This window comes from Halorubrum laminariae, assembly GCF_024494655.1.
In the GTDB taxonomy this organism is placed as follows: Archaea; Halobacteriota; Halobacteria; order Halobacteriales; family Haloferacaceae; genus Halorubrum; species Halorubrum laminariae.
This window is the reverse complement of record NZ_JANHDL010000023.1, coordinates 1-18355: the sequence shown is the minus strand read 5'-3', so window position 1 is coordinate 18355 and position 18355 is coordinate 1. Positions and strand designations below refer to the sequence as shown.

Annotated in this window: 11 protein-coding genes; all 11 read left to right on the top strand. The window is 60.3% G+C overall.

Features of this window, described 5'->3' with window-relative positions; all coding sequences use genetic code 11:
• The first annotated feature begins 319 nt into the window (after positions 1 to 319).
• The 11 genes from NO887_RS17690 (at position 320) to NO887_RS17635 (ending at position 18207) form a co-directional block, all read left to right on the top strand.
• Entirely contained in the window at positions 320 to 1150 is an 831-nt protein-coding gene (locus tag NO887_RS17690; protein ID WP_256419495.1) for an IS5 family transposase, read from the top strand.
• Between the two features lie 116 nt (positions 1151 to 1266).
• Complete coding sequence (locus NO887_RS17685) at positions 1267 to 1548, top strand: helix-turn-helix transcriptional regulator (RefSeq protein ID WP_256419494.1); 282 nt, start codon at positions 1267 to 1269, stop codon at positions 1546 to 1548.
• Between the two features lie 39 nt (positions 1549 to 1587).
• Complete coding sequence (locus NO887_RS17680) at positions 1588 to 2085, top strand: metal-dependent hydrolase (protein WP_256419493.1); 498 nt, start codon at positions 1588 to 1590, stop codon at positions 2083 to 2085.
• A 523-nt stretch (positions 2086 to 2608) separates the two neighbouring features.
• Positions 2609 to 3244, top strand: a complete 636-nt coding sequence (locus NO887_RS17670; protein ID WP_256419492.1) for an IS6 family transposase — start codon at positions 2609 to 2611, stop codon at positions 3242 to 3244.
• A gap of 467 nt (positions 3245 to 3711) precedes the next feature.
• The gene (locus NO887_RS17665; RefSeq protein ID WP_256419491.1) at positions 3712 to 13722 is read left to right on the top strand and encodes a DUF8128 domain-containing protein; all 10011 of its coding nucleotides are present in this window, start codon (positions 3712 to 3714) and stop codon (positions 13720 to 13722) included.
• A gap of 1334 nt (positions 13723 to 15056) precedes the next feature.
• Positions 15057 to 15395: a hypothetical protein gene (locus NO887_RS17660; RefSeq protein WP_256419490.1), complete on the top strand. Its 339-nt coding sequence runs from the start codon at positions 15057 to 15059 to the stop codon at positions 15393 to 15395.
• Between the two features lie 530 nt (positions 15396 to 15925).
• Positions 15926 to 16129 carry a hypothetical protein gene (locus tag NO887_RS17655; protein WP_256419489.1) on the top strand — a complete coding sequence of 68 codons (204 nt, stop codon included), beginning with the start codon at positions 15926 to 15928 and terminating at the stop codon, positions 16127 to 16129.
• A 422-nt stretch (positions 16130 to 16551) separates the two neighbouring features.
• A complete protein-coding gene (locus NO887_RS17650; protein ID WP_256419488.1) occupies positions 16552 to 16794 on the top strand; it encodes a hypothetical protein in 243 nt (80 codons plus the stop codon).
• Positions 16794 to 17123: a hypothetical protein gene (locus tag NO887_RS17645; RefSeq protein ID WP_256419487.1), complete on the top strand. Its 330-nt coding sequence runs from the start codon at positions 16794 to 16796 to the stop codon at positions 17121 to 17123. Before NO887_RS17650 ends, NO887_RS17645 begins: the two co-directional genes overlap by 1 nt.
• 620 nt (positions 17124 to 17743) lie before the next feature.
• A complete protein-coding gene (locus tag NO887_RS17640; RefSeq protein WP_256419486.1) occupies positions 17744 to 17992 on the top strand; it encodes a hypothetical protein in 249 nt (82 codons plus the stop codon).
• 20 nt (positions 17993 to 18012) lie between these two features.
• Entirely contained in the window at positions 18013 to 18207 is a 195-nt protein-coding gene (locus NO887_RS17635) for a hypothetical protein (protein WP_256419485.1), read from the top strand.
• Positions 18208 to 18355: the final 148 nt, after the last annotated feature.

Below are 18355 nucleotides of genomic sequence, written 5' to 3'. Positions count from 1 at the left end.
CAGAGGCGACTAGTTTCTGATTCTCGCGGGAAAGCATATCGTAAATCAAGTAAATTGAATGAAGTACCTGCCGAAAAGTGGTTCACCTGTATTGGCCACCCCCGGATCAGAATGTATCACTTGCTGAGGATTTCAACAGAGTCAGAAATTCAGGATTCAGGACGGCCAACAAGCAATCAACTGTTTGCAATGGCTGAAGGAAAAGAATTCAGAGCCCACGACAGAGCTGTTTTTAAATAAACGGCTGTGTTGAATCGCCATACGGCAGCGAGGTAGGCCACTAAATCAAAGGAGTTGAAGCGGGAAACTGCGGTTGTCTATGACGCAAATCTCCCGCTTCATCGGGGAAGTTGTGCCGGTTGTTCAAAGAGTTACTGGCGATGGAGGCGAATCCGCCGCCCCGGACGGTGGCGGCGGATTCGCCGACTACGCACTCGTTTCCCTTCACTGTCTCCGGATTTACCTCGATACGTCGTACCGCATGACGATCGACCTGCTCAAAGAGATGCCACAAATAATCGGGGAGATCGGCCTTGAAGCGGCCGATCTCCCCGTGCCGTCCACGTTGTGTAAGGCGTTCGACCGGATCAGCATGAGCGTCTGTCGAGTGCTGCTGCGCCAGTCGGCGCAGCTGCACGATCTCTCAGAACACGCCGCGATCGACGCCACATTCTACGACCGCTCACCAGCCAGCCGCCACTACTGCCAGCGAATCAGCTATCGCGTTCAGAAGTTGAAAGTCACGAAACTCGTTGATACAGCGTCGCAAGCCGTCCTTGACGTTCACTGCTCAACAAATCGGGAAGGAAGTGACGCCGATCTTGCTGAGCAGATCGCCCGCCGGAATGCGGGCGATCTGCGGTCTCTCGCGGCCGATAAAGGCTACGACAAGCAATCGCTCCGCGAAGGATTACGCGATCTCGGGATCAGACCGCTGATCAAGCACCGCATCTTCGCACCGTACGACCACGCACACAACGCCAGAATCGACGATAATCGCTATAATCAGCGCTCTATGACCGAAACTGTGAACTCGGCTGTAAAGCGCTCGCTCGGCTTCGCCGTGCGAGCGCGGTCATGGTTTCGTGAGTTCCGCGAAATCGCGCTGATGTGTGTCGTCTATAACATCAAACGCTTCGTCAAACAGTGAATCACTCCGCCTTACAGCGATTCAACACAGCCAAATAAACAGTTCGACTGATGTGTTGTCATAACATCATTTTACAGACCAGTAGTATTTCAAAACTCGAATACGTACGAAGAAGTATGTACGACCTCACAGGCTTTCAGCGGGACTTGCTATACGTAATCGCCGGCCTTGATGATCCACACGGTCTCGCGATCAAAGACGAGCTCGAGGATTACTACGAAAAAGAGATCCATCATGGACGTCTCTATCCAAATCTCGACACGCTTGTTGAGAAAGGGCTTGTCGAAAAAAGTCAGCGCGATCGACGGACTAACGAGTACACCACTACTCGCCGAGGCACGAGAGAGATTGAGGCACGAGCCGAATGGGAAGCGCAGTACATCGACCACAGTGCCTGACTAGCGCATCAGGGTCGGTATCTCGGGCTCATTCGAAATATGCACCGTCCCGGCCACTACGGCGCGTCACTTGCTGTCTACTCGCCAGTGGGGTTCGTCCTTACCGCCTTCGGTGCTAGTGAGTTCGCGATTCTCGGCGGTGCTGTCGTCGTCGGTGGGTCGATGCTTCCCGACTTGGATCAGCGCGTGCCATTCATTCAACACCGCGGCCCGACGCATACCATCTGGTTCATGCTGCTCGTTGCGTCCGTTTTCGCTGTTGCCGGCCTCGTCGTTGGTGTAAGATCTAACGGGCTGATGACCGGTGCTCTACTTGCCTCATTTGGTGCCCTCATCGGACTCACCATGATCGGTGCACATCTGCTCGCGGATGCGCTGACCCCGATGGGGATTCAGCCGTTCAAACCTCTCAACAACGAAAAGTACACGCTTGACATAGTGAAAGCCGCGAATCCGATCGCCAACTACGCCCTTTTTGTGGCCGGTGGTGTGCTCGCCGGTGTCGCGTTTATTTCTGGGACCGTACTCGCGACATAGGGACTCTCAGTCATCGCCAATTAACAGTTCGCTACTCGGTTAAACAGACAATCCAAATGCGGCTAAGTGATTGTCTAGTGGCGTTCTATTGCTATTCTCATCAAAATCTCAGTTTTCCGGCTCCGATCGATGATAGCCGATTCAGAGAGAACTTCGGAAACACTGAGCGAGAATGTGTCAACGGTCCCGCGTACGGGGGCGTGGGGTTTGTCAGTGAACTCGGCCTCTACCCCATTAGGGGAACAGGACGAACCCTGATTCGGCGTCACCATTCCTGACTTCAGGGCGAGTTGACTGTCACCCGTCCATCGCGAGGACTGTAGCCCGCGACGGATGTACCGCCACTCAACGTTCTTCGATCCATCATAGTCCGAATTCGTTGCCGACCACTCTTCTCACACTCGAACTCCGCCTGCCGTGATAGCCTTTACTCGTGTGTCCACATTCGGGACACCGACGACCTGCGACGGGGCGGTGTTGAGATAAGGTCGAAGGATGAGGCGGTCAAAAGGTCGAGTGGTTCATGCTCTCATTCGACCGCCTCAGCGGCGATAGCGGTTGTATCGAGTTAGATTTTCTGGAGCGAGAGGCGACACCCGAGTCGGCGATGAAGCTCGGCATCCGACTCCATTTGGCTGGATTATCACTGTCGGATACCGTCTCGATTCTTGAGAAGTTGGGTGTCAATCGCCATCGAACCACCGTTCATCGGTGGGTTCAGAAAGCCGATCTACAGCCGACAGACGGTGCCAACCCGAATCACGTTGCGGTCGATGAAACCGTGATTCAGCTCAATTCAGAGCGATATTGGCTGTACGCTGCTGTCGATCCCGACACGAACCGCCTGCTCCACGTTCGGCTCTATCCGACGAGAACAAACGCGATCTCTTCGATGTTTCTCTCAGAACTCCGTGAGAAACATCAGGTCGACGACGCGACGTTTCTCGTCGACGGTGCTCCGTGGTTACACGCGGCCTGTCATCGTCACGGGCTCCGATTCCAACACGTCACTCATGGGAATCGGAATGCCGTCGAACGTGTCTTTCGCGAACTAAAACGGCGAACAAACCAATTCTCAAATACGTTCAGTCACGTCGAACCGAACACCGCCGAAAGTTGGCTCCAAGCGTTCGCCTTCGCATGGAATCAGCTTATCTAAACACTACCCCTGCGACCCGTCCTTAGTTTTATTAAAAGTGGGATCATAGACGGTGATATGAGAAGGCTAAGCCAAGTCCGAGCAAACTCTATCGGACTTGCCTATGTTGGTATATCCGACATGTCCAGCGTCTGTGCTGTGTCTAACCAACCCAGAGACGGTCGAACCTCGCGCAGGTCGGCCGTCGATGGCAATGAAAGGAAGACCTGATACTCAGAGAGATAGCCAAACAAACAACACTACGGCTCGATTGAACCTGCGAATTGTCCAGCGTAGGACGCAGACTGAATATCCCGAATCAACCGGATTCGGTGATACGCCGAGTCACAACTGCGGAGCACACCGGAGTAAACTAGTTGAGATTCTGTGGTCGATTCTTAACCAATGGCTGATAAGTAGTGGTAACTGTACGAGGAAGACTACTTCTGAAGAACTAGCAGTAATCTCGGTTGGAGGGGGTGCCTGACATGCAAAACCCACTCAATCGCATTCACGACCACACACTCCCGGACTGGATCAAGCACCTCCGCCATACCCAGCTCGGATCCCGGGAGCCAGATGCACCGCAAGTTGACCAAGCCCTCATCGACACGATCACCGAGGCCGCTGACGGCTACGCCGGCAGCCTCAACCGCGTCCGCCCGCACAAGAAGGAGGATGGGCTCAAGTACGCCGAGGAACTCATCTCCGGCTTCCACAACGAGAGCGTCTCGCACTCCAAGCTCGCCCAGCGATTCAACCTCGCTGAGCAGCCCAAGAAGTTCTCCTTCGAGATGGTCCTGACCGACGAGACGGTCAAGTTCCACTGGGGACTCCCCGACAGCATCCACCAGCGCGAGTTCCGCCAACAAGTCTCCGGGCTCTACCCCAACTCCGAGATCAAGCCCGTCGACAACCCCTTCCCCGAGATCGAGCCCGGCATGTACCTTGCCGGGGGTAAGCTCGAACTCGAGAAGGAGAAGTACCGGCCACTCCGTGGGACGAGTGGGCCAGACGCCTTCGAGACGGATCCACTCCGCAGCACCCTGAGTGAACTCGTCGGCTACAGCAACGAGGTCGCGATCGTCCAGTTCGTGTTCACACCGGCGAGCCCCAAGTGGACAGAGGGGCTCAAATATCACGAATGGAGCGCCGACCAGATCAACGACAGCCTCACTTACGGCCGGATCAACGGGAGCTACTTCTCGCCGCGGCTCGACGACCCCTCCGCGAAAGACAAGCGGGCTGCCGAGGAAGTGCTCAATCAGGAGGGCAAGCAGGCGTACTACCTCAACATCCGCTTCCTCGTGTTCGCGTCCTCACCGGATATCGCGAAACACCACGCCCACGGCATCGGGAGCGTCTTCTCCTCACAGTACCACAACGAGGAGACCGGCCAGACACTCCTGCCGCTCGCGTTCAAAGAGCAAGGCGTCAAGGAACTCGCTCGGCGGACGGCCGCCCGCGAGTTCTCCTACGACCAGACCTCGCTCAACGTCTCCGAGCTCGCCGGCCTCGCACACCTCCCCGGCGAGGAGGTGAACATGACGAACGTCGACTGGACGCGGAAAGGCGTCGGCAACCGCCCACCCGCACAGGCAAACCGCACGACCAAACCACCCGACATGCGGGTGAATCGTGACCTGTCGGAACTCGGCGGCGAAGCCTCGGCGATGGCGTCACTCTCAGGCGATCAGGCCGAAGAAACCGACACTGTCGGCACCGACGCCCCCGAAGAAGAAGACAACATCTTCATGAAGGGGCTCGGCACCCTGCTTCGCTTCTTCTTCGACGACACCACCGATAGCGACGACGGCGACGACGACACGACCACGGCAACCTTCGACATCGAATCGTCACCCGAGAGACAGGAGGCGTTCAATGAGGCGTACCGGAAGTTCATCCACGGGGAACTCACCCGTGAGAAGATCAAAAGCCAGTACAACGACAACGTCGCCGACAACCTCATCCGGAAGTTCCAGAACCGCCGGGCCGACGAACTCGGGATCGACCTCGACGAACTTGACGCTCGCGAGGACGTCTTCGACGCGCCGGGGGCCCGCACTACCCCTGACGAGGAGGAGACACCCGCCACGGACGTAGACGAGTCCGACACAGGATCTTCAACCAAATCCCAAACACCGAGTGGGCCAGATATCCCACCCGAGGATGCCGAGGGCGTCACCGATCTCCCGGCCACGCCCGACGACGACCTGCCGGAGACGACCGACGACTCCACGGGCCCGCCAAGCCCGTACACACGCGGTCGCGAGAACCCCGCCCACCACCAACACTACACCTACGACCAGTCCGGCACCGATGTCCAACTCCGCCGGGAGCCGGGCCTCCAGCGGTACTTCCCGTTCGAGCTCACGGCCACCGCCAGCGGGAAGGGACGCGCACAAGACGGCGACGTCTTCGCCGGGTTCGACGTTCGCGACCGGCTCGTCCACTCGCACACCCATCACCCGGACGAGCCCATCTGGCTCGGCTACGACAACAACCCGATGGACGGCATCCGCGAAATCGGGCTCGAACCGTTCTCGTGGTTCCGTCACATGACGATCTTCGGGTCGACCGGGAAGGGCAAGTCCACCACCCTGAACATGATGATGAACCAGATCGCCCGGAAGGGTCACGGGTTCGTGTTCATCGACCCGAAAGGCGACACCGTCGACGACCTCATCACCCAGCTGCCCGACGAGCGGATGGACGACATCGTGTGGATCGAACCCGGCAGCGAAACATACGACCAAGTCGCGGGGATCAACTTCCTCGAACCCGGCGAGTGCGAGACGGAAATCGAGTTCGACCGGGAGGTTGAGTCCATTATCAACGACCTGCGGGCAGTCCTGCGCGGGGGTGAGTATTGGGGACCGAAGATGGAGGGGATAACCTCCAACATCGCCCGGGCGATGATCCGGTCGCGACGCAAGTTCACGCTCGTGGACATGTACTACGTATTGGCCGACAACGAGAGCCGCGCGAAGTTCGCGAACGTCGTCAGCCAAGAGGGGATGAGCTTCATCCACGAGTACACCACGAAAATCGCAGACATGGATGTCGAGGAGATAGACCCGGTCCTACGGCGGATTCAGGACTGGGTCGAGGATCCCGTGAGCCGCGGTATCGTGGCCCATAGGGACGGCACAATCAACATTTCTCACGCCGTCGAAGAGGGGAAGATCATCCTTGTGCGGAACACCGTCCGCTCTGACGAGATCCGGAAGGTTGTCTCGACGGGGATCATGCGCCGGGTATGGTCGACCATCCGGAAACGCGAGAAGGTCGAGGAAGCCGACCGCGAACCCTTCTTCGCGATCATGGACGAGTTTGACGACATCGCCTCCGAGAACATGGCGCTCGACAAGATGCTCTCGAAGGCCCGCTCCGGGAAGATGGGAGTCATCACCTGCCTGCAGAACCCCTCGCAGGTGCGCGACATTGCGCCCCAGACGCTCAAGCAGATGTTCGGGAACACGGACACCCTCCTCAGCTTCGGTGTGACGGAGGTGGACGACGCCCGGATTATCGCCGAGCGGTTCGACGACGACTCGATCGACTCGGGCACGCTGATGTCGCTGCCGGCGTACACCGCGCTGACGACGATCTCGACGATGGACGAGGACGGGCCAATGCGGTCGGACCCGCTTGCACCGGACACGTTCGCGCCCTACCCGGCGCGGCGGACGCCCGAAGAAGCCGAAGAGATCATCGGCGAGAACCTCAAAGAGTACGGCGTCGATGCGCTCGAGCAGAATCTCGATGAGTCCGAGCACGCGTTGATGCACCTCGGTGGGGAAAACGACCTGACGAAATGCTTCCTCGAAGCCGTGTGGTCGGAGCAGATCCGCGAGAACGCTCTCGACGCGCTGCCCGGCAACTACGACACACTCGAGCCAGCACCCGCGCTTAACATCAACCCGCCGGAGATGCAGGACGACGAGACGCTCACCGTTACCGTCGAGGAAGTGGACGAGGGGTTCCACCGGCGGACATCGACGGGTTTCGAAGAACTCCCCGATGGCGTACTGGTCGACCGGGAGTATATCGAACTCGCGGATGAAGACGCTGAAGAAGAGGCAGAGAATGTCCGGGGGACCGGCGGGACGCCCGCGGGGCAAGTTCGGATCAACGACCCGAAGACGGAGTTGTCGATCACCGACAAGGGCATCCGCTCAGTGCTCGAGCAGGCCGAAGACGATTGGCGGCACCAGACGGAGAAACACAACGAAGTCCTCCGCCGGGCGTTCGTGATGTTGTCGGCGACGGGGATGGAGGTCAGCATCGTCCAGCAGGACAACAAACAGGAGCTCCCCGACGCGGTGGCGTACCCACCAATCAGCACAACGGTCGATACGAAGCGGGCGTCGCGACTCCTTGAGCGGTTCAAGGCCGACTACCCGATTGCCGCAGACCTCTCTGACGGCGGTGTCATCGCTATCGAGGCGGAGACATCGACGTACAAAAAGCCGGCACACACGTTGCAGAATCTCGCTCGGGCTGCTCGGAGCGGCCAGCGGGCGATGTTCATCACCCCCGAGATGGAGGCCAAAGACCGGACAGCACCCGCCGCCCGTGTCAACCACATCCTCACGGACCCGATGTTCATCCGCGACCATCTCCGGATGCGTCCGAACGAGGATGCAGAGGATGCGGGTGATATCACCGAGCGCGACCCGATGCCGCTGTACTACAACAAGACAGACTACCTCGAGTTGGGGACTCCCACTGACGGTGAGCGCAAGCACGCACTCATCGAGAAAGGGAAACAGGCCGTCTGGGTCAACACCCACGACGACCAGATCCAGTTGTACGACGGCATGACCAACGGCGCGAAGAAGGGGGCACTCCGGATGGACGAAGGGTTCGGCTCGACGAACGCCTTCGACGTCTGGTGCCGCTTTGACGAGCACAACAACGAGTGGGTCGTCTACCCCGGTGGCGAAGTCCAACGCTACCGGACGCTCGGCGATCTCCGCGACGACTGGCAGCTCGTCTACGAACCGTTCGTCCCCGAACGCGAGTTCGAGGAGACACCCACGGAAGACGACTGGGACATCGTCCAGACGCCGCTTCCAGACTTCCTCTCGCCAGCAGACAAAGACGACGACGAGGAGACTGACACCGCCGGTGACGAGGAGGCAAACACCAACACTGACGAGGGGCCACCAGATGACGACGCAGAGACAGACGACACGGATACTGAGCCTGTCCCTGATGGAACGTACACCAGTATCGAAGAAGTCCCAGAGGAGGCTGCACTTGGCCAGCAGGACTCCGACAATGACGACGACACAGACATCGACTTAGACCGCGCCGGGTTCACACGGGAGGCAGTTCCCATCCCCGACCGGGTTCTGCCGAGCAAACTCCCGAACAACACCGACACCCACACCGGCGAATCCGTAACCGGCGGCGAGCAGTACACAACCATCCCCGACGAGGCGCTGGAGTCGATGGTTCCCGAGAAGCACATGCCGGTCTACCGGGCAATGGCTGCCCTCGACATCGGGGAGAACGCCCGTGACCCGGTCGGCATCCACGATGACGACTCCTCGGGTGAGGACGAGACACCGGCCACGGATGAGGCCGAGACGCCTGACGAGGAACTCGCCCCGGATGTCGACACGACCGTGGATGAAGACGACCCGTTCGGCGTCGACGACGACAGCGCCGGGCCGGTCGGCATCCTCGAAGAAGATGACGAGGGCGACGAAGAGACGAGCCCGATCGACGCCGTGACGTTCACTTACGCAGCCGCCATGACCAACTTGAGCACCTACTACATCGCCAATAGCGACACCGTTGACGAGGATAGTTCCCCGAGTGATATCGACATCGACTACGACGCAGTCACCGACCGCTTCGGCGCGAAAGATCCCACCGACGCCGCCTTCTGGCAGGACGTGTGGGACTCCGCAAACGTGAACCAGACCGAGGCCATCTTCCGGGACAACCTTCCCGGTGCGCTTCGGTATGGGCCCGGCATCCGTGGCACGCAAGCCGCTGACGCGATCCGGATCGGGCTCGCCGAAGAAGAGCTCGTGCCCGCCGGTGACGACGCCGTCCGCCTGCCCGGGCCGCGTGACGCCTACGAGGACTACCTCACCGAAGAGGAAGTCGCAGAGATGCAACGCCGGGACAGCTGGGTGCCCGTGTGGGATGCACTCGGTCGCGACCACGACGAGGGGCTGACCGTCCCGCGGATCATCCTCGCAATCCCGCTCGAGTACGACTTCGAAGAGCCGATGGCGCAAGCCGCAATCGGTGCGGGCGTCGACGCCGGCGTCATCAAGGAAGAGGGGAAGAAGATCGTGCTCGGCGATCAGACGATCCCGACGTTCTGGGACGCCGTCCTCGACGTGCTTGAGGCCACGCCGCATGAGCCGCTCACAGAAGCCGAGGTGACGATTGCACTCCGGCGGCACCACGAGCTCGATACCGAGAAAATCGCCGAGACAACTGAGACGGCTCGCGACCACGGCGCGGTGTACCGTGACGACGAGACGGACCACTTCAAGATCAACACACCACGCGACGAGAAAGGCCCCGAGATTGACCCCGTGGCCTTCGACCGGGATACGTACCCGCCGACCGACGATGATGAGTCGGACTCCGACTCTGACTCCGACGGCGACTCCGGTGGCGACGGTTCGGGTGGCGACTCCGACGACGACCCGGACGGTGGTGACACACCAGCCGAGACAACTGACGAGAAACCCTCTGAGAAACCCTCTGAGAAAACTACAGAGAATACTGATCAGAATACCTCTGAGCAAACCTCTGAGAATACTGACGATCACACCGACACCGACGAGGAGGGAGAGACACCCGCCACGGACGACGACTCTCTCACGCCCACGGACGCGGATAGTGAGAGCGACGAGCCAGACACGGCCAGCACGAGCGAGGACGGCTCGCCGGACACCGAGACGACCAACGCCCCGTCTGAAAGCGGGGATGGCTCAGCGGCGCGCACAGGCGCGCACAGCGAGGCCGAAGACACAGACGACACAGACACCACGCCCGACGCCGAGGCCGACGCTGGGAGCGACGACGACGGCGAGACGGACACCACTCCCGAGACCACCGAGACAGAGTCGGACTCAGACGACACAGACGGCGCACAGAGCGACGCCGACGAGACGCGGCGTGTGGGACAGACCGCAGCGGGCGAGCCGCGTGCGGAGCCCAACAGCACGCTCGTCGACGCCGACCCCACGGACCTCCGGCTGAGCCCCACGCCGGATCTCGGCGCGGTCCAAGCCTGCCTCGAGGAAGCCGCCCGCTTCTTCCACAGCCAACTCGATACGACGATCGACCAGAACGTCACGTGGAACGACGAGCAGGCGTTCGAGGCGGGCTACCGCAAACCCGAGACGCCGCGGGAATACTTCACCGCGCTCGACGAGCCTGACCCGGCGTACCCCGTCGAGCAGGATCCCGAGGCGGCCGACGCGATGCCACCGAATGAGGACGCCCAGACCTCCGGCATCCAGTCCACCGAGGACGCCGCCGACAACACCGGCGAGCCCGCAGAGTTCGCCGCCGCCGACCAACCGTACCAGTTCCTCGGTGCCGATCACCGGGGCTGGAGCGATGAGCTCGTCACCGACAAGCAGCTCGGGTGGGCTCCCGCCTTCGGGAAGGAACTGTTCTTCCATCTCGAAAGCGAGGGGTTCAGCCACCACACGATGCTCGCGACCGGCCTGTTCACCAAGCCCAACGACGCCTACGGCGAGAACGAGGCAGGCGAGGGGTACGTCGACTACACCACGCTCGATGATCCCGACAACCCGAACGACCTCTCGTGTCTCTTCCGGGGGCGGTACATCTTCCCGTACTACGACGAGGACGGCAAGGTCGCCTTCTTCATCGGGCGGCAGCCGGACTTCGACACCGAATACGGCACACACCCCGAAGACTTCACGAAGGGGAAGTACGCCAAGCTCGCGACGACGAAGAACTACACCATCGCCGACGAGCCCATCTACGGGCGTGAGACCATCGTCGAGGGCGAACCGCTCGCGATTACGGAGGGGATGGCCGACGCGATCACGGCCCATGCCCACGGGATTCCGTGCATCTCGCCGGTGACGAAGACGTTCAAGATGAAACACCGTGACGTGCTCGCCGACATCATCAAGCGCCGGGAGATCCCCGACGTGTACTTCCTCCAAGACTCTGACCCGCCAAAGCGGGTGGTACTGGCCGAAGAGGATCAGGACCACGACGAGCGCCGGTGTGAACGCGACATGGCCCTGCGCGAGTTGTTCTGCACCGGCGAGTTCCCCGGCGACGAGATGTTCACGCAGAAGCTGGTCCTCGAGGCCGCTCGCGACGGGACGCTCCAAGCCAAACTCGACGATCAGGACCTCCGCGTCGCACCACCCGCCGACGCCGACGTCGACGCCGACGAGACGACACCCGTCACTGCCGAGGAAGTCCCGATTCACCTGTTGGAGACAGACGGCGAGTTCCGGGCGACAGGCCCCATCAGCGAAGTCATCGAGCTCCACCAGCACGGCCCCGGTGTTGACAGCGCGGTCAACATGGGCCGGGTGCTCGACACCCACACGCCGTCCCCGGACGACACCTTCACCGGGAGCGTCCGGGCCTCGGCAGAGGTGTACCGTGAGGAAGTCCTGAACGGGGATGCCGACCCCGTCGAGGACAACGACGAGCTCTGGGAGAAGGTAGCCGGTCGGCTCGGAGCCATCGACGTGGACACCGAGACGGATGAGACCGCACAGAGCGCCGACGAGGATGGACAGGCGTCGCTTGTGCCCGAAGATGAGCCAACCCACACGGACTACGGTGGAACCAACGTGTGGCTCATAGAGCTCCCGCAGTTCGGCGATGAGAAGCGCGACCTTGATGACTTCCTCCAAGAGGGCTGGCTCGCACTCACGCCGCCCGCCGACTGGGCGCTGCGCCTGTCGCTGGGGAACACGCCTGTCCCGCCTGACGATGTGACGGCGAACCTCGATCCGGCCCCGGCATGGATGCAGTCACTCGCCGATCGGGCCGACCCAGTGGGCGAGTACCCCACCGGAATGGCCCCCGATTCACTCGGGTTCCCGACGGCCAATGACCTCCCCCAAACGGTGGGGACAATCACCGTCGATGGGAGCGCCGCAGACCTCCCGATTTACGACCCGTATATCATCCCGTCTGACCCCGACGCAGACCGGGATGAAATTGCGGCGACTCACCGGTGGCCAGTGAGCGATCTCGACACGCTTCGCACGGCGGGGAAGATGGCCCAGCCGATGCCCCAAGCACCCGACGTCTACCCACCCCTCTCACTGTTCGGATTCATCCCCACGATCCACCCGTCACAGCACCCCGCTGCGAAAGGCTCCATCGGGGGGCTTGTGAACGACGCCACCGACTCGATGGACGTCGACCCACAGGAGATCGAAGACCGGGTCGAAGAGGGTGACTATCGCGAGCTCACAGGCAACCATAATCCCCTCTGGACACTCGACCTGCGCGACCTTGGACTCACGCCCGGCTCTCGCGGAACAAACCCCTTCGGACACTTCGGTGAATCGGAGAATTACTTCGTCGTGATCGACGACGAAACCGCCTACTGTCACAAGCGGGATGCCCTCTATAACTTCCAGCATTTCGCGCTGTGTGACATGGGGAAGCGCGACCCCAAACATTCGGCAAGTGGTCAGACTCTCGATGATTTGGAATACCTCCATCTCTGGACCTACGCTCGCCAGAACAACCTCGTCCCAGAGCACACACCCATCCCCCTGAAGGGGCTTGTTGGCTACGCGATCGAGCACGAATTTTGCGAGGCTGATGACCTCGAAGAATTCGGCGGTTCGGAGGAAGATTCCGACGGCGATGACGGCGAATCGAACGGCGACTCCGGGGGGCAGAACACGGCGGGCAAGCGCGCCCTGAAGCTCCCGGATGATGTCTACTTCCCAGTTCTCAAAGACATCGAGAAGACGACAGGATACACGCCCGCGCGGCTCGCCGATAGCGACCGGTCGGGTGGAGACGACGGCGATGATGGCGACGACAACGAGTCGCCCGACGTCGACACAGAGACGATCGCCTTCGACAGTATCCACCGCCGGTACGGCCAGTTCCTCACTGGGGACAACGCACCGGACCCACTGAAGCAATTCCTGCGTCGCTACACCAACACCGAGGACGGAGAGATCACGACCGACACCGACGAGACAATGTTCGTCCCGAAGGCAGAGCTCCGTGATGCGTTCAATGCGTGGGCGCAGATCAACCTCCGTCACGTTCGTAACGATCCTGATAGGTCGGTCGATGACGTGGACCTGAAAGAACTCCCGCCGGGGGCGTTCACCCAGCCGCTGAAAGCACAGGTCGATATCGAACTGGATGAAGGTCGCCCCAGTATTGACGACGGAAAACAGGTCCGGACATGGTTCGGAATTGAACTCACTGACGAGGGTGCAAACCTCGCTGATCTCGAAGGCAAGTTCACCGAAAGCGAGTAACGACCACCCTGATCGTCGCAGATTCGTTTTGCTGTTCCAACTCTGATTCACCCGACTTCTACCAGATATATTAGCAATCTATACGCGTTTGATGAGGTATCATAAGTGCCAGTTCGAGGCCCACATTCACTCCCCACACAGCGGTTGAGATCGGTGTAGACTAGTCGCTCTTTCGCCGGCAATCATCTCCGATCAGCCCACCTCATACTGTGGCCATTGGCACCAGAACTGTGTTCTCTGTAAACCCGTCTCAGCTTGCTTCTCCTCGAGATCTCGATTCAGCCTATACACCCCAGATCACCCCCCGGATATGAAATCCAAATCGCTAGACGTGGCGGGGTATCCGGGGGGTGAAGTGAGATTCCCGTCTACGTATGATTCGCTCTACTTCCTCGATAAAATAACTCAACAGCCAAAATCCGCGTTTAGATGGTTATTTACACGCATATATCTTGGAACTAGCTTGATCGGCAAATACTGAAAATAATGGGACGTGGGGCATATCCGGGGGTGATCAATTTCCCCCGTCTACCCCCCGGATATGGGATTCGAATTGGCAGACGTGGCGGGGTATCCGGGGGGTGGATGAATCTAGATCCCGACTTAGTTTCACGTATAAGTACCACATCCTCGATAAGTCGGGGAATATTCCTGAAAATAAGTATACGGGGTGGGAATGCACCCATGTTCACCGCCTCTGAGCCACCCCCCTCGGATATGCTCAGAAAACCGCAAGACGGGAGCGACTATCCAAGGGGGACACCATCCAAATCACGTCTACAAAGAATATGACTAGCTCGCATACCTCAGTCCTCTGTATATTGCCGTTCCAGCGGTTCCACAATTCGGACTTAATTTCACGGTTGCTGAGACCCCCCCGATTTCGGCAGCGGCGTGTTGAAAAGGTACGATATACCCCTGTTGGGTGGGGGTGTTCAGGCCAGAAGGCCAAGAGTAAGAAGAGTGATACAGCAGTAGAGAGGGACCACCCCAGTAATCCCCTGAAGGGGACTGGGTATCTGGAGACAGAGGAAGGAGGGAGAAAGAGGGGGAGAGGGACAGCAGAATCAGCATGGACCTCACACGGCATCCAGCCTCACTCACCACTCCCACCTAGACGGCGGTCAGTATCCACGACCGCCTCAGACCACATCCGTTCCACCACGATATCTCTCAGATTACTGAGGCACAGACTCCCCCGAACTTCCCGAGGGTCAGTCGGACCCAACACGACGGGGACACCCACGACTCCGATCGGCGACAGCGAGACCACACCGGACACTGCCAGCTGGCCGGCGGCCACACACCACTCGGCACTCTCTCCCCCCGGCGGGATGACGCCGTCGACGACGACACGACACCACTCCCGTTCACCTCACTCAGACGGCGACACCTCGATCCATCTCACCGCCGATTCACGACTCCACGACCAGTATCAGGAACCCGAGACATCCACCGGCAGTCAGCCTCAGTATTCAGACGCCATTCGGCTGGCAGACACCACCGGACCAGACGCCGTGGGGGACGGCTGCACCACTCGGCGAGACCTCACCTCCGACGTCGGTGACCGACTCCGAACGACGATCGACAGTCCCGTGATGACCGACCGCGATCGACTCGTCGACGCCGACCGGCTTCTCTCACCAACAGGGTATCGACCTGCGTCTCGGTGACGGCCGTCACCACGACGATCAGCACCACAGTCGCGACGACACTACGCCGCTTCGAACCGGATACCCGGAACGACGAGACCGACCGGTCTGATCCACAACGAGGGAAACCCCTCACGAAACTGACTATCGCCACGCCGGCGACGGCGACCCCTCAGACAGCAGGGTCACAGCCACGGCCACCGGCGACTGCATGACGGCCAGCCAGACGGCGACCGACCGGTGACGGTTCCACCCCGATCTCGACTCGGCAGTCGACCCACCTCGAGGACGGGTGTCCCCTCGACGATTTGCATCGTCTCCGTCCGGCATCAGCTGCCCCTTGGCGACAGCAACCGCCCAGCTCCTCAGACGGAAACCTCTCAGTCTTCTGATGGACCCAAAGCTGTCCACGAGCCACCCCTCTCACGAGGGGGCCTCGCTCTGTCTCAACACGGTGAGACGGACCGCCACCTCAACCCGACGAGGCGTCGGCAGGCCCCACCCGAATGGTAGCATTATTGCTGGCTGCCAGAGACGAGGTCTTCAAGACAATGAACGCACTACTCGCACTGCTCGTGTTCGGCATCGGCGTGGTCTTCAGCATCGTCCTCGCAATCGCCTTCCTCTTCGCCATCATCGCCAACGCCAACACGGCTGACGCATCGGACGGCTGCGACTACTGCGACAGCGACGAGGCCACCCGCCTCGGCGGTGGTGAGGTCGCCTGTTCGAAGTGCCGTCGAAGGAACCTCTGACCGACCCCCAGAACGGACCCAGAACGGCTGGTCGTCCGCCTCTTTTTTTGCGCCACCAAGCCACCACAACACGGCCGTAGTGCAGATGAAGCAAACCACCCACTGAATCCACCAGTTCACGACGGTCGAATCCCGGCGGCTACCGACACCTAGTTCGACCCTCTCTCACACCACCAGCTCACCACCGATCTCGACACCCACTTTCGACCCTCGTCTCACTCCACAGTTCGACTCCCGATCGACGTCGACGCACCACGCTCAACTTCGGCTCTGTCCTCGTTAGTACATAGTACTAACGTGGGGACCAGCGGCACCGATCGAGACCTCACCGCCACATCACCAATCGGGCCGACGAACGAGATCAACATTATACCCCTCACCCGGAGGTGAGGGTTACCCGAGGGGTGACCCGAGAGTCAACTATGAGTAGCAACACTCGAAGCTTCGACAGCGGTATCGACATCGACCACACTGCCGACTTCCAGACGGACTGCATCAGAACTACGTGTCACAACCAGCCCGTGCCGACGATGACCCACCAACTGAACGAGGTGGACCTCCTCGACCAGAACGGCACCCGGGCGGAGTACGTCTGCACCTGCGGGGCCGAGTTCTTCGTCGACTGGGAGGACGGCGAGATCGTCGACACCGGCGAGGTGGCCTGATGGCACATCCCCGGCTCGACACCGAGCAACTGTCTCCGGACTTCGACGGCGACGACGACGACAGCGACGACGAGGACGGCTTCCTCGACCGCTTCGACTTCGACGCCACCCACTGGCAGGTCCTCCGACAGCTCCTGCTCCCGACGCCCACTTTCGTGACGCTCGTCGTCTACGGCTTCCTCTGGTTCTCCGGCGTGACGATGGCGGCGTTTCTCGGCTTCGTCGTCCACCCCGTGTTCGAGATGGTGGCGCTGGCCGGGTTCGTGTTGATGTACCCTGCCGGGTTCCTCGGTCTCGTCGTCGTTATCGCGGTGAAGGCGATACAGTAAGCCCAGCCGGCCAGCCTCTTTTTTTGCGCTCGGACGACAGCCCAACACGAGGGAAGTGCAGCGAACAACGACCGACGATTCTGCAGGGAATCCCGGTGATGCTGATCCCGTGGGACTGGCGGTACTGTGGGGAGGAGGTTTCGTCTGTCTCTCTTCCTCTCGTCTTCTCCTAATACACGTGTTCCCACAGACTCTCCCACTACAGACGCTCTATCGATGACTTACGGCGGAAACGTGGTGTGTCCACATTCCTTGTGTTTCTCCACGGCTCTGTTTACAGCGGCACTCCGGGGTCAGGTGGCTCCTTACTACGGGTGGGTTCCCTACTGGTGACTCTCTCCGCTGGGTGTCCCCTATGACGGCTATCCGCTTCGGTGTCCCCCGTGGGACGATCGTCGGTGTTGGTGTCCCCCTAGGGGCGACTGTTCGGCTTGGGGGTGAGTGGACTGTCGAGACGGGGAACAGCATGGACAGCACGGCTCGGAGCGGCATAGACCGGCTACGGACGCTTGACCGCTCGAACACCACCTCTCCCGATGACCGGGCTGCCAGCGTCGGCCACATTATTCCCCTCCTCCGGAGACGAGGGTTTCACCCGAGGGGTGGCCCGACAGACAATCATGTCCGAAACACTTCGCGGTTCGACGCCTCAGTCCGAGTTCGACCTCACAACCACACTCGACGACGATGAGCAGGAATGCGCCTGCGAGGACTGCCACGACGACGTCGACGACCCGCTGACGCTTCTCCTTGGCTGCGACATACAGGCGATGCTCGCCGCCTACGGTCACGTCGGCTTCTGCTCGCTCGACTGTGCTCACCAGCTCTCGTCTCTGCAGACCCGTACCAGTCGACTGAGGAAGACCTGATCATCTACACTCAGGGCCCGGTGGCCGCGACCGTCGTCCACAACGGCGAGGTCATCGAGACCACACTCGGCTTCGGCGTCGAGGAAGCGATCGAGACGGCCACCGAGATCGTTAGTTCCCCCGTTCGAGACCCCGGCGCCCGCCTGACGACCTCGCCATCGAAGCCAAAGAACTCTGACCAGCCGGTCTCCTCTTTTCGGAAACAGATTAGATAAGGAAGAGGGTGTCATAGAAGAGGTCTCATGATTTGCTGAATCAGCTGTAACGAATTGGAAGCGCCGTACACTTGGTGCACGCTGTTCTTAGCTTGTTGTAGCTATGGCGAAAGAGAAGTTTGGAGTCGCTGTTGACGAGGAGATCGTG